The 12,135-nt window shown below is 50.7% G+C and carries 11 protein-coding genes; 7 read left to right on the forward strand and 4 right to left on the reverse strand.

Annotated elements, in window-relative coordinates; all coding sequences use genetic code 11:
* Nucleotides 1–15: 15 nt before the first annotated feature.
* Both GBK04_RS23680 and GBK04_RS23685 read left to right on the forward strand, forming a co-directional pair.
* Complete coding sequence (locus tag GBK04_RS23680) at nt 16–213, forward strand: hypothetical protein (RefSeq protein ID WP_152764006.1); 198 nt, start codon at nt 16–18, stop codon at nt 211–213.
* Nucleotides 206–727: a QcrA and Rieske domain-containing protein gene (locus tag GBK04_RS23685; RefSeq protein ID WP_152764008.1), complete on the forward strand. Its 522-nt coding sequence runs from the start codon at nt 206–208 to the stop codon at nt 725–727. The genes GBK04_RS23680 and GBK04_RS23685 overlap by 8 nt, the downstream gene beginning before the upstream one ends.
* A 17-nt stretch (nt 728–744) precedes the next feature.
* Here GBK04_RS23685 and GBK04_RS31025 read toward each other — a convergent pair whose 3' ends face one another.
* Complete coding sequence (locus GBK04_RS31025; RefSeq protein ID WP_373331282.1) at nt 745–1,125, reverse strand: c-type cytochrome; 381 nt, start codon at nt 1,123–1,125, stop codon at nt 745–747.
* An 836-nt stretch (nt 1,126–1,961) separates the two neighbouring features.
* Here GBK04_RS31025 and GBK04_RS23695 point away from each other — a divergent pair.
* The 3 genes from GBK04_RS23695 to GBK04_RS23705 all read left to right on the forward strand — a co-directional run bounded on the left by GBK04_RS23695 (nt 1,962) and on the right by GBK04_RS23705 (nt 5,472).
* On the forward strand, nt 1,962–3,203 hold the full coding sequence (locus tag GBK04_RS23695; RefSeq protein WP_152764010.1) for a DUF2254 domain-containing protein: 1,242 nt from the start codon (nt 1,962–1,964) through the stop codon (nt 3,201–3,203).
* Between the two features lie 238 nt (nt 3,204–3,441).
* Complete coding sequence (locus tag GBK04_RS23700; protein WP_373331283.1) at nt 3,442–4,614, forward strand: FG-GAP repeat domain-containing protein; 1,173 nt, start codon at nt 3,442–3,444, stop codon at nt 4,612–4,614.
* A gap of 366 nt (nt 4,615–4,980) precedes the next feature.
* Nucleotides 4,981–5,472 (forward strand): hypothetical protein, encoded by a 492-nt coding sequence (locus GBK04_RS23705; RefSeq protein WP_152764014.1) that lies wholly within the window; start codon nt 4,981–4,983, stop codon nt 5,470–5,472.
* A 17-nt stretch (nt 5,473–5,489) separates the two neighbouring features.
* Here GBK04_RS23705 and GBK04_RS23710 read toward each other — a convergent pair whose 3' ends face one another.
* A complete protein-coding gene (locus GBK04_RS23710) occupies nt 5,490–6,587 on the reverse strand; it encodes a DNA topoisomerase IB (RefSeq protein ID WP_152764016.1) in 1,098 nt (365 codons plus the stop codon).
* A gap of 412 nt (nt 6,588–6,999) precedes the next feature.
* Here GBK04_RS23710 and GBK04_RS23715 point away from each other — a divergent pair, with 412 nt between their 5' ends.
* Nucleotides 7,000–7,863 (forward strand): SMP-30/gluconolactonase/LRE family protein, encoded by an 864-nt coding sequence (locus GBK04_RS23715; RefSeq protein ID WP_373331284.1) that lies wholly within the window; start codon nt 7,000–7,002, stop codon nt 7,861–7,863.
* Nucleotides 7,864–7,904: 41 nt separating this feature from the next.
* Complete coding sequence (locus GBK04_RS23720; protein WP_373331285.1) at nt 7,905–10,415, forward strand: TonB-dependent receptor; 2,511 nt, start codon at nt 7,905–7,907, stop codon at nt 10,413–10,415.
* A 101-nt stretch (nt 10,416–10,516) separates the two neighbouring features.
* Here the strand turns inward: GBK04_RS23720 and GBK04_RS23725 are convergent, their stop codons facing one another.
* Both GBK04_RS23725 and GBK04_RS23730 read right to left on the reverse strand, forming a co-directional pair.
* Nucleotides 10,517–11,677, reverse strand: coding sequence for a trans-sulfuration enzyme family protein (locus GBK04_RS23725; RefSeq protein WP_152764020.1), 1,161 nt, complete (start codon nt 11,675–11,677; stop codon nt 10,517–10,519).
* Nucleotide 11,678: 1 nt separating this feature from the next.
* Entirely contained in the window at nt 11,679–12,092 is a 414-nt protein-coding gene (locus tag GBK04_RS23730) for a PH domain-containing protein (RefSeq protein ID WP_152764022.1), read from the reverse strand.
* Nucleotides 12,093–12,135: the final 43 nt, after the last annotated feature.

Below are 12,135 nucleotides of genomic sequence, written 5' to 3' on the forward strand. Positions count from 1 at the left end.
TTTAAAATCAATACGATGGCAAATCAACAGCATCCATGGCTACCCGCCGAACCAAAGGAACTTCCCAAACCTACTTACTGGCCGTTTTTTCTAGCTTTGGGTGTCGTATTGATGCTGTGGGGCATTCCTACGACCTTATACATTTCCGCCCTCGGCGGCCTGATTTTCGTATTGGCCTTAGTCAGATGGATTAACCTACTTCGTCATGAGTGAACTGAAATCGCAAGTCCGACCCGAAAAGCGGCGTGCTTTCCTGACCAAACTGAGTCTCGGGCTAGGGGGCCTGGCCGCTGCGGCTGCCTCCGTTCCGGTCATTGCCGCACTGCTCAATCCCTGGCTTAGGGAAAAAAAACGCGTGTGGCGATCTGTGGGCAGGGTAGACGAATTCGAACGAGAGGGCGGTTTTAAGCTGGTAAAATACAAAGATGCCGCGCCTGATCCCTGGGCGGGATCGACCGGAAACTCCGCCGCCTGGCTCCGCCGCGATTCCGATACGGAATTCACCGCTTTTTCTATCAACTGCACCCACTTAGGCTGTCCCGTTCGCTGGGTACCTTCGTCTGAGCTGTTCATGTGCCCCTGTCACGGCGGGGTATTTTATAAAGACGGTTCAGTCGCCACCGGACCTCCGCCCAAAAGCATGGTAAAGTACCCCGTGCGGGTCAGGAATGGACAGGTGGAGATCGAAACCACCGCCATTCCGGTCACGACCAGCGTGCGGGTATAAAAAAACGCAAAAGGTACCTAGCGCAGCGCTACGGTCTTGTTGCCAGGTGTGAATTTCTCGGGTACCTTGTTTTTAATGGGGTCAATACTCATCAGGTAGGTGTAAATGGCGCCCAGGTCTTTTTCGGTCATGCCCGCATACATCATCCACGGCATGATGGTCTGCATCTCGCCGGGACCCACTTTTTGGGGCACATAGCTGCTGTCGGCGTACGCCTTGAAACGCGCCACAAAGGCTTCTTTGGTCCAGGTACCTATCCCGGTTTCTTTGTCAGGCGTAATATTGGGTGTGTGGAGGGTACCCATAGGCAGGGCAAATTCCCTTCCACCGGAGAATTTTTTCTCCGCCACAATCTGCCCCCGCTCGGCGGGGGTATGGCATTCCACGCAGCCGGCCATTGTAACGACGTACTTGCCTGTGGCCAGTTCGTCGTTGGGGTCGGGCAGGGGAGGGGTTCGGCTTTCTGGGGAATGGTATTCAGGATGAAGTTGAAAGGAAAGTCCGGCTTGGAAGCCTCGGGCTGGAACTCGATGGGTTTGAGGGTACGCAGGTAGGCCACTACACTTTTGGCGTCCTCCTCGTTCATATTCCGGTAGTAAGGGTAAGGCATGACGGGAAAGAACGCGTGACCGTCGCGGCTTACACCCGTAGTGATGGCGCGGTAAATTTCGCCGTCTGTCCAGTCACCAATGCCCGAGGGCGTAATGTTCTTGGAAGTGAACGATCCCGGGAAGCCCATCTGCTGATTGAACAATTCGCCACCTTTGCCTAGGGTACCTGGCACCAAAGGAGCCGAATACAACGTGTAATCGCGGGTACTGTGGCAATCCATGCACACAGCCACATGGTTGGCGATGTACTCGCCCCGGGCCACGCGGACCGGCGTGGGTTCAATGACCATATCCTGTGCTTCTCCTACATTGGGTAAGGCCAGAGAGACATACGCCAGGACACCGGCAACGGCAATAACGAGAACACCGACCAGAATGCCAATGATTTTTACTGTTTTTTTCATAGTGGTTTGAAGGAATAGAGATGAGGGTTTTTGCAAAAAAACAAAACTAAAAAATTTTCATCATACAAAATTCCTGAATATTGCAGCTAGGGGTGAACATATTCTTTGAGCCGGCCTATTTTTCGGAAAATCCAAGGGAGTGACGGGCTCCCAAGGGGGGAATTTTAACAAAAAATATAGTTCGCCACGTATTTACTCGTATACATTTAGAATTCACTTATGCTCGACAATACCCGCGTCTGGTTGCAGGGCCGCTACTACAAAATCCTGAACAGCATTGCCTTTTATCCCGCCTTCATTGGCGTGACGTTCCTGGTACTTTCCTACCTGGTAATCCTTTTTGACTTTTCGGAAGCGGGCAAGCACATTAAGTCGCAACTACCGCCCTACATATCGCTCAAAGATGCCTCTACAGCCCGCAGCATCATTTCAGCCATTGTTTCAGGTGTAATATCGCTGACCGTATTCAGCTTCTCGATGGTGATGATCGTCCTGAATCAGGCTGCTTCTCAACTTAGCAACCGGGTACTCAATCGGCTGATCGGTAACCGATTCCAGCAGATCGTACTGGGGATTTATATAGGTACCATCGTTTTTGCGCTGTTCCTGCTTACCGCCATCCGCGACATCGATTCGGGAATTTACATTCCTGCCCTAAGTACCTACCTGCTGATACTTCTGACCATTTTCGATATTTTTCTCTTCATTTATTTTTTGCACTACATCACGCAGTCTGTCAAGTACGAGGTGATCATCAATCGCATCTATGAGGACACGAAAAACGTAATGGAGAGCGCCTGTGTGTTGCCCCAGCAGCCGACCGAGCCGATCGCCTTGAAGGGTAGCCACTATGTGTTGGCCAATTCATCCGGGATTTACGAAGGTTTTGACACCGAATCGCTCGTCAAGCTGGCCGATGAGCACGATTGCCTGTTTTTTGCCCTTCACACGCCGGGTACCTTTGTATTACAGGGCCTTCCACTTTTGCAGGTGAGCAAGCCCATCGGGCCGGATGCCCAGCAGGAGGCCGCGCGGGCGGTGCGGCTGAACACCAGCGAATCGGTAGAAGAGAATTTCTTCTACGGCATGCGGCAGTTGTCCGAGATCGGCATGAAAGCCCTGAGCCCCGGTATCAACGACCCCGGCACGGCCATTATCGCCACACGGGCGCTGTTTCAATTGCTCGCCTTCCGGATCAGCCACTTTCCCGAGAATGTGGTCAGGAACCGGGCTCAGCAGGTTCGAATCCTGATTAAAGAACTGACTTTTGACGATATGTTTGCTCATACCGTACTACCCGTCTGGGATTACGGAAAAGACGATCGCCTGGTCCAGCACGAAATGTTCCATTTGCTAACGCAGCTGCTGAGGATTTCCCCTTTACACTCCCTTATGGGTCGGCTACTACAGGAAGTGAATCAGAAAAGGCAGCAGCAGTTCCTTACGGTCTACAAGAACTGATCGCCTGGCTTCTGCTGTACTTACCGTATGGGCAGGCCTAGGTTCTAAGGCAAGCCGGGGCATTGGAATTCCCTGGCGTCATCAGTATATCACCGGATTTTTGGGTTTTTAGAAGAATGGTACCCCTGAATTTCCACTCGGGTTCGATGGATGGAGGTTTCTTCAGTTCCAACTCTAAATTTTCTCCCAAACAGCACTCATTTCCATGGAATGCATCCCCAAACTTCTGATAGGTAGTATGCTACTCGTACTGGTTACCCAGTCGGATGGCCAGGCGCAGGTCAAAAAAGCCCACGAGGTATCATTTACGAAAACCTCCCTCACCCGCGATTTTATTGCCGAAGGTGCAGCAGTGGGCGATGTGAATAAAGATGGTAAAAAGGATGTCTTGGCGGGGGCATTCTGGTTTGAAGCACCCAACTGGACGCCGCACGAGCTAGCCGAACCGAAAGAATTTAAGAAGATGGAAGGATACAGCGATTCATTCCTGGATTTCGCCATGGATGTCAACCAGGATGGCTGGGTGGATTTGGTCCGGATCGACTGGCCCGGCAAGGCTGCTGCCTGGCACGAGAATCCGAAAAACAAGCCTGGCCATTGGACCATGCACCCGATCCATGAGCATTTGGGCAACGAATCGCCCATGCTGGTGGATATCGACGGCGATGGTCGGCTCGACATCCTGGGAAACGATCCTACCGCAAAGCAGGTCATCTGGCTTAGGGCACCCAAGAAAAAGGGCGATACCGAATGGACAAAGTACGTGATCAGCAGTGACGAGAACCTGGGAACACATCAATACACCCACGGCATCGGTTACGGCGATATCAACGGCGATGGCAAGAAGGATGTAGTGATTAAAAGTGGGTGGTGGGAAGGCTCGGGTGATCCTAAAAAAGAAAACTGGAAGTTTCATCCGGCCAACCTTGGCCAGGATTGCGCCCAGATGTATATACTGGACCTGAATGGCGATGGCTTGAACGATATTGTCAGTTCATCGGCGCATAATTACGGTATCTGGTGGCACGAGCAGGGCCGGGACGCTAACGGCAAGGAAATCTGGCAGGAACATGAAATCTACAAAGCTTTTTCTCAAACACACAGTCTGGCCCTGGCCGATCTTGACGGCGATGGTGACCTCGATCTCGTAACGGGTAAACGGCACCTGGCTCACCAGGGCAAGGACCCGGGTGGACTTGATCCTGCCTTGATGTATTGGTTCGAGTACAAGCTGGATGGTAAGGACCCTACCTGGACTCCCCACGAAATTGACAATGATTCCGGATCGGGTCTTCACGTGACGGTTGAGGATATGAACCGGGATGGCCTGCCCGACATCGTAACGGGTAACAAAAGGGGCGTCCATGTTTTTATTCAACAGAAAGGTAAAACGGTACCCGGAAAACCATAAACATTTTTATTACATAATGTCACAAGCCCTGTAGGACCAACCCATAAAGTCCTAGTGCATAGCTCTCACACGGCAAACCAGAAAAGGTATTATTCTCTATTCAGAAACATAACAATCCTGCGGATACAAATACCCGGATTGTGTAATGCCACGCTCCCACCAGGGAAAAATTGAATCAGATGTTTGCGCTTATAAGTTGCTGATTATAAGGAATTTTTGAAAAGATAATTAATAAGATAGAAAATTGAACGCCGTTAGAAAAGGCGTACCAAAATCACGTGCCATCTGGATTCTCCGGATGGCACACTTATTTACCTGGCAAGTGAAATTGGTTTACTGAAAACTTTACCCCCTAACCGACTTGCTATGGATACGACCGAGATGAAAGAATTTGTGGAGGGCATTGCGCTACTGTGGAAGGAAAACAAGCGGAGGGAATTGTTATATATTCACGTTATGAAGCGGGACCATCTGGGCAACCTGCGTCGCCTGTGCAATCAGGGACATATCAGTGCCTTGTTGTTTCAGAAAGAAATACAGTGGATCTACGATTATTTCAAATGCAATCTGAATGACTGTGACCTGCGGGACGCCTTTGAAGCCGCCCCGTCGGATCATGAACAGGAGGCTGCTCTGGATACTATGAAGGACACCGGCATGGTGGTGCGACTCATTAAAGAAGCCGAATTGACCACCATCAGGGGGTACCAGTCCGTGTTGAAGTATGTAGATCTGGGTGGGGAGGTACATGGCATATTGCGCGAGCACCTGGACCGACTCACGCATTTATGCACTGAATTTGGTCGGGAAGCGAACCCATATTTCAGGCGTATGCCGCTGTCCCCCCTTTATTCATAGACCTCATACCAAAAAAATCAGCCGTAGGAGGCCAGTAACTTAGCCACCCGCTGTTCCGATTCCGATAGCCACGACTCTTCAGTTGTGGCTATTTTTGCGTATTTCTGTAGACGATTCTCAGCATACGAATTCGTAACCGACGGGTGTACGTAGTACTTCTTACACACTGCACGCGTATTGCCCAGATGCTCGGCTACTTCGTCGTAGCAGGCATTGAGGGTGCGTTTTAATGCTGCGTCGCTGGCAGTAGGTTCCTGGTGTCGCAAGAATTCGAAAGCCGTAATTGTCCCCATCCAGGTACGGAAGTCTTTGGCCGTAAAACTACCGCAGGTATGTTCCCGGATGTATTGATTTACATGATGGGCTTGCAAAGGTTTGCGTTTGCCTTCTTCATTGAGGTACTGAAACAGCCGTTTACCGGGCATTTCCTTATAATGTTGGATCAGTCGGGCCAGCGAGCGGTCGCGCAGGCTGATGTTATGTTTTATACTTTTCTTGCCCGTAAATTTAAGCTGAATGGTAGCCCCCTTCACCTGAACATGCCGGGCATCGAGGGTCGTAAGTCCCGAAGTACCGTTTTTTACGCGGTAGCGCAGGTTTCCCACCCGGATGCAGGTTTTTTCCATCAGTCGCACTGCCAGCGCCGTAGCTTTGGCGCACGAATCACCATGGCTGCGCAAGTCGTGTTGCACCTGTTCCCGCAGCTCGGGCAGCACGGCCACGAAGCGGAGTAGTTTGAAGTATTTGGTGGTGTTCCTAATCTGATTCCAGTGTTCGTGGTAGCGGTACTGCTTGCGCCCCGCCTCGTCGGTACCCGTCGCCTGCAAATGGGCTTTCGGATCCTTACTGATCCACACATCTTCCCAGGCCGGCGGCAATACCAGTGCTTTGAAGCGTTCGATTTTTTTCCGGTCGCGGCACCGTACCCCATGGTCATCCACATAAAAGTACCCCTTCCCGGCCCGCTTGCGGAAATAACCGGGAGCAACCTTGCAATCGATATAATGCAGACCTACCGCTTCGGCGGTTTTTACGGGGTCTTTCCGGATTTTCTTTAAATCCCGGGCAGGTAGCGGAGGTAGTGCCGTAGATACTGCGGCAAGTGCTGATGACATAGTGAATTTGTGGATAAGCGTACGAACAGAATCAGGCTTCAAATTAAATACCCGTACTCTTGGACAAGGGGTACCTGATAATATAAGTAATTGAAAATCAAATTAATGATGCTGGGTAGTTGAAGCTACATCAATGAAGGGTACGCCCCGTACCTTGGTATTGGCTACCCACTTGGGAAGAACGAATTGAGGAATAAGGTGTACAATGAAATCGGAATACTGCCTGAGAGGTTTCTACCTAACAAAGCCAAAGGACGGGTGGAAAAGACAAAAACGGATTATTAGAGCGAAGATAGAGTGAGTAAGATCTGGTGAATCCGCCTTTTTAGTGAGGTACCTGTATCCAAATGAAACCCTGTCGTTTCCTAATTTCACAATGCACCTAATTACAATTCTATCGTATTTTTTCGCTATGGCCACCGCTTCATCGCCACACCAGGCTACCCCACTCGTGAAAGAAGGGGCAACCCTGCAAAAACTCGCCGGGGATTTCGCCTTTACCGAAGGCCCTACCTCTGATGCCGAGGGCAATGTCTATTTTACCGACCAACCCAATGACCGCATTATGAAATGGAGTGTCGATGGGAAACTCTCGACCTATATGCAGCCTTCCGGGCGCTCCAACGGCATGTTTTTCGACCGCAAAGACCGGCTATGGTCGTGCGCGGATGCCAAAAACGAACTGTGGATCATTGATAAAAACAAGAAGAAGGAAACGGTGGTCGTGAAGGAGTACGAGGGTAAACGCCTCAACGGCCCCAACGACGTGTGGGTGATGCCCGACGGCAGCGCTTATTTTACAGACCCTTTCTACAAGCGCGACTGGTGGGACCACACCGAACAGCCCATCGAAATACAAGGCGTTTATTTTTTGAGCAAGGATCACAAGACCCTAACCCGGGTGATCGCCGACTTTAACAAACCCAATGGTATCGTAGGTACCCCCGATGGTAAGAAACTCTACGTAACCGACATTGGCGATGGTAAGATTTATCATTATAAAATAAACCCAGACCACTCGTTGAGCGATAAGACGCTGCTCTGTGAGGAACGCTCCGATGGCATGACGATTGATGAAAGGGGCAACGTGTACATTACCAACGGCAACGGCGTGACCGCTTATAGCCCGCAGGGCGAAAAACTGGTCAATATCCCAACCGGCCAGGGCTGGACGGCGAACGTGTGCTTTGGGGGGAAAGATCATTCCACCCTCTTCATCACGGCCAGTACAGGGTTTTATTCCATCGACATGAATGTGCGGGGTGTGAAGCCCTGAGCGATGCGGGGAAAAACCCGTATTATTCGTCTGATACAAGTATGACACAACTCAACTCTTTCCACACCACTCGGTTCGTAAGCTTTCCGGAAGGTACCTTCTGTCGGAATTCCAATGCTGTTTGCAAAGCATTGCTATTGCTGATTATGCTCTTGGGTGCTGGGATGCTTCCAACTCAGGCACAGGCTCCAAAAGGTACAGTAAAAGGGCGCATTGTGGATAGCAAAGGTGGCGAACCGCTCCCTTTTGCCAGTGTTAGGGTATTTGTATCTTCTGCTAATGCTAAAGGAAACGAGGGTCTGGTTACGGGCGGTGTGGCGGATGACGCCGGGAACATCGACTTTCCGGCTCCTTTCGGTACCTACTACGCTCTGATCGAATTCATGGGCTACACGGCGTTGAAAACCCCCCAATTTGTGCTTTCCAAAGAAAAACCCACCTATGATCTGGGTTCGGTAAAGTTGGTTTCCAGCACCAACACCCTGGATGAAGTGGTGGTGCAGGCTGAAAAAAGTTCGATGGAATTGTCGCTTGATAAGCGGATTTTCAATGTGGGCAAGGATCTGGCCAATGCGGGTGGTACCGCAACGGATATTTTGAGCAATATTCCATCCGTATCGGTAGATCCTGAGGGCGGCGTCAAGCTTCGCGGGAGCGGTAATGTGCGCATTCTGGTAGACGGAAAACCTTCGGGCCTGGTGAGTTTCAAGGGCGGAGGAGGCCTGCAACAGTTGCCGGGCAGTCTGATCGAGCGCGTCGAGATCATTACCAATCCATCGGCGCGCTACGAAGCCGAAGGTATGGCGGGGATTATCAACATCATCCTGAAAAAGGAACGCAAGGAAGGGTTTAACGGCTCGTTTGAGGTGATTACCGGGCAACCCGTCAATTACGGCGGGGCGGCCAACCTGAATTACCGCCACCGGAAGGTAAATTTCTTTATCAATTACGGAATCGCCTACCGCATTTCGCCCTGGCGCAGTTCGCAGGATCAGGAGGTCTATCGAAACGACACCACATTCTATACCCGCCAGACCGCTACGGGCAAAATTCGGGGTTTCAACCAGAATATTCGGGGCGGGCTGGATTTTTTCTTCACCGAAAAAAGTATTCTCACGGCCTCCTACCTCTTTCGCCGGAGCGACGCCAACCGTGTGACCAATATTACCTACCGTGACTTCGCCAGCTCGTTTCAAAATCCGACCGGTACTACCTACCGTCGGCAGGATGAGGACGAAATAGAGCCCAACTCTGAGTATGTGCTGAGCTGGAGGCGCCAATTTGCCCGACAAGGCCACGAACTAACAACTGAGGTACGGTTTCTGGACAACTGGGAAAATTCCGATCAGCTGTTTACGCAACGCACTGAGCGACCCGATGGTGGCGTTGATCCCACGCGCAATGTGTTACAAAATTCGGTGAATGATGAATTTGAAAAACAACTCCTTTTTCAGGTAGACTATGTGCAGCCTCTCTGGAAAGAAGGCAAATTTGAAACGGGACTACGGACGAGCTTCCGCGATATGGTCAACGATTATGTGGTCAACGAGCGCAACGAGCAGGGCGACTGGGTACCCCTGCCCGATTTGCAGAACTACTTCATTTACAATGAAAATATCCACGCCGCTTACGGGATACTGGGTAACAAATCCAACCGGATTTCGTACCAGGTAGGCATACGAGCTGAATACACCGATGTGAAAACAACGCTACGTCAAACCAACGCGGTCAATCCCCGTCGCTACGCCAACCTATTTCCGAGCGCACATTTCACCTACAACATTACGCAGGATAATGCCCTGCAACTTAGCTACAGCCGGCGCATCCGGCGTCCGGTGTACAACGACCTGAGTCCGTTCATGACCTTTGCCGATAGCCGTAACTTTTCTAGTGGAAATCCTAACCTGAATCCTGAGTACAGTAACGTTTTCGAGATAGGTCACATCAAGTACTTCGATAAGGGCTCCTTCACATCGTCGATTTATTACCGGATGACCCAAGATAAAATCGAGCGCATCCGGCAGGTCAATGCGGATGGATTTTCAGTGACCCGTCCCGAAAACTTACTTTCAGAAAATGCCTATGGCGTGGAATTTACGAGTACGCTGACGCCAGTGAAGTGGTGGAAGAACGACTTTAACTTCAACCTCTTTCACGCTAACATCGACGGCAGCAATATCCTGGATAGCTACAAACGGCAGACCTACAGCTGGTTTGCCCGGCAGACGTCCCGCTTTACGTTGGGACAGGGCTTTGACACACAGGTGAGGATCAACTACGAAGCTCCGCAAAAAACGGCCCAGGGTACGCTCAAATCGCTGTTCTACCTGGATCTGTCGGCCAGTAAGGATGTATTCAAAGGTAGGGGTACCCTTAATTTCAGCGTGCTAGACGTGTTCAATTCCCGCCGCTACCGCAGCATCACCGAAGGACCGAATTTTTACACGTTCAGCAACTCCCAGCGCCGTATGCGCCAGGTGAATCTCACGCTCAACTACCGCATCAACCAGAAAAAATCAGACAAGCCCAAGAAGGAAGGGGAGGAGTTTTAGGTAAGTGGAGAGTGGAAAGTTAAAAGTTTATGAGTAAAAAGTTAGAGTTTAGGAGTAAGTAAGTCCAACTGACCAATTTCTCATAACTCATAACTCATAACTCATAACTCTGACAGTGCCTGTTCCAAATCTTTGATCAAATAATCCGCGTCTTCCAGGCCAATGTAAATCCGGGCCATGCGGTGGCGTTCGATGGTAGGGTCGAAGTCTTCAGGAGCCATGCCCGCCGCCTGGGGTAGGATCAGCGACTCGTGACCGCCCCACGAGACTGCCATCAGGAAATGCTGCAAGGCCAGGGTGAACCGCTCAATCTGAGCGTGACTATCAGCTTTCAGTACCACAGTAAACAGGCCACAAGCGCCCGACATTTGCTTTTTGGCGAGTTCGAGCTGGGGAAAATCCTCGTCGAACGGAAAGAGTACCCGCTCAATCCTGGGGTGTTGCTTCAGGTAGGTCAAAACCTCCTGCGTGGTTTTGGTAATGCGTTCCAGCCGCATGGGCAGCGTCCGCAGCCCCCGCAGCAGCAGCCAGGCATCGAAGGGAGGAAGCTGCGATCCGGTGTTGAGCATCTGCTCCATGAAAATCTTATGGATCAATTCCTTTGAACCCGTCAGTACCCCGGCTACGGTATCGCTATGACCACCGATGTACTTCGTGGCCGATTGCAAACTGAGGTCGATGCCGAAGGCATGAGGCTTCTGGTGCAGCGGGGTGCAGTAGCTATTGTCAATGATAGTCAGAATATTATGGCGTTTGGCGAGTGCTGCCACCGCTGCCAGATCCTGCAACTCGTAGGTAAGCGTATTAGGCGATTCGAGGTAGATAATCCGGGTTTCAGGACGCAAGGCGGCCTCGAAATTTTCTATTCGGGTACCGTCTATGTAGGTAGTGCTTACCCCAAACCTCGTGAGGATATTGTCAAACATGCGGTAAGCCCAGGTGTAGGGCTTCTCGATCGAAATAATATGATCGCCGGACTTGACGTTGGCCAGCACCGCGCAGAATATGGCTGAAGCTCCGCTATTGAAAACCAGGGCGTCCTCGGCTTCGTCGAGCGCGGCCAGTTTCTTGCGCAGCATGTCGCTCGTTGGATTGACGCCCCGCGAGTAGACGTACGTAGACATTTCGTCGGCAAAGGCCGCGCGCAGATCGGCAAAGGAATTGAAAGCGAAATTACTGGTCTGGATAATGGGCGGGGAAACTGCGTTGAAATACTGCTGGCGGTCTTCGCCGAGTTCGTTGAGAATGTGGGAAATGTCCAAACTATTTTTTGAGGTTTATATGAATCGCAGGATTCACTTGTTTCAAATTTTCAATGAATTTCAACTTTTCTTTGGGCGAAACGAGCGCGCTATCGAAGGTATTATATTTTATTTCCAGCCGGTCGAGCGATAGTGCCGGAGAGCTCAACAGACTATTGGTAGCGACAATTTGTTTGATCCGGTGGATGTCAATCGTTTCATTGTATAAAAAGCCACTTTTTATCCGTAGTCTGTTGCCGTCGATTTGGTAGAACGTGGTGGCAAACAAGTGAATGACGAAAGCGTCGGTAGCTAGCAGAACGAGTAACGCCAACCAACGGCTTGTGTAAAGCGTCATAAGGGTAGCCCCACCTAAAATAATAAAAAGTGGGATGACGAGCTCCAGTCCTATTTTTGATTTGTAAATTGTGCTCATCGCTTTCACGTTTGGCTACAAAGATAAGCCTGAAGTCGTTTGA

The organism is Salmonirosea aquatica (assembly GCF_009296315.1).
GTDB lineage: Bacteria > Bacteroidota > Bacteroidia > Cytophagales > Spirosomataceae > Salmonirosea > Salmonirosea aquatica.

Excerpts from the sequence above, each read along its gene's own strand:
- GBK04_RS23695 (WP_152764010.1), top strand. The coding sequence starts at position 1,962 with ATGCTCGACAATACCCGCGTCTGGTTGCAGGGCCGCTACTACAAAATC.
- GBK04_RS23730 (WP_152764022.1), bottom strand. The coding sequence starts at position 12,092 with ATGAGCACAATTTACAAATCAAAAATAGGACTGGAGCTCGTCATCCCA.
- GBK04_RS23685 (WP_152764008.1), top strand. The coding sequence starts at position 206 with ATGAGTGAACTGAAATCGCAAGTCCGACCCGAAAAGCGGCGTGCTTTC.
- GBK04_RS23700 (WP_373331283.1), top strand. The coding sequence starts at position 3,442 with ATGCTACTCGTACTGGTTACCCAGTCGGATGGCCAGGCGCAGGTCAAA.
- GBK04_RS23715 (WP_373331284.1), top strand. The coding sequence starts at position 7,000 with ATGGCCACCGCTTCATCGCCACACCAGGCTACCCCACTCGTGAAAGAA.
- GBK04_RS23680 (WP_152764006.1), top strand. The coding sequence starts at position 16 with ATGGCAAATCAACAGCATCCATGGCTACCCGCCGAACCAAAGGAACTT.
- GBK04_RS23705 (WP_152764014.1), top strand. The coding sequence starts at position 4,981 with ATGGATACGACCGAGATGAAAGAATTTGTGGAGGGCATTGCGCTACTG.
- GBK04_RS31025 (WP_373331282.1), bottom strand. The coding sequence starts at position 1,125 with ATGGCCGGCTGCGTGGAATGCCATACCCCCGCCGAGCGGGGGCAGATT.
- GBK04_RS23710 (WP_152764016.1), bottom strand. The coding sequence starts at position 6,587 with ATGTCATCAGCACTTGCCGCAGTATCTACGGCACTACCTCCGCTACCT.
- GBK04_RS23720 (WP_373331285.1), top strand. The coding sequence starts at position 7,905 with ATGACACAACTCAACTCTTTCCACACCACTCGGTTCGTAAGCTTTCCG.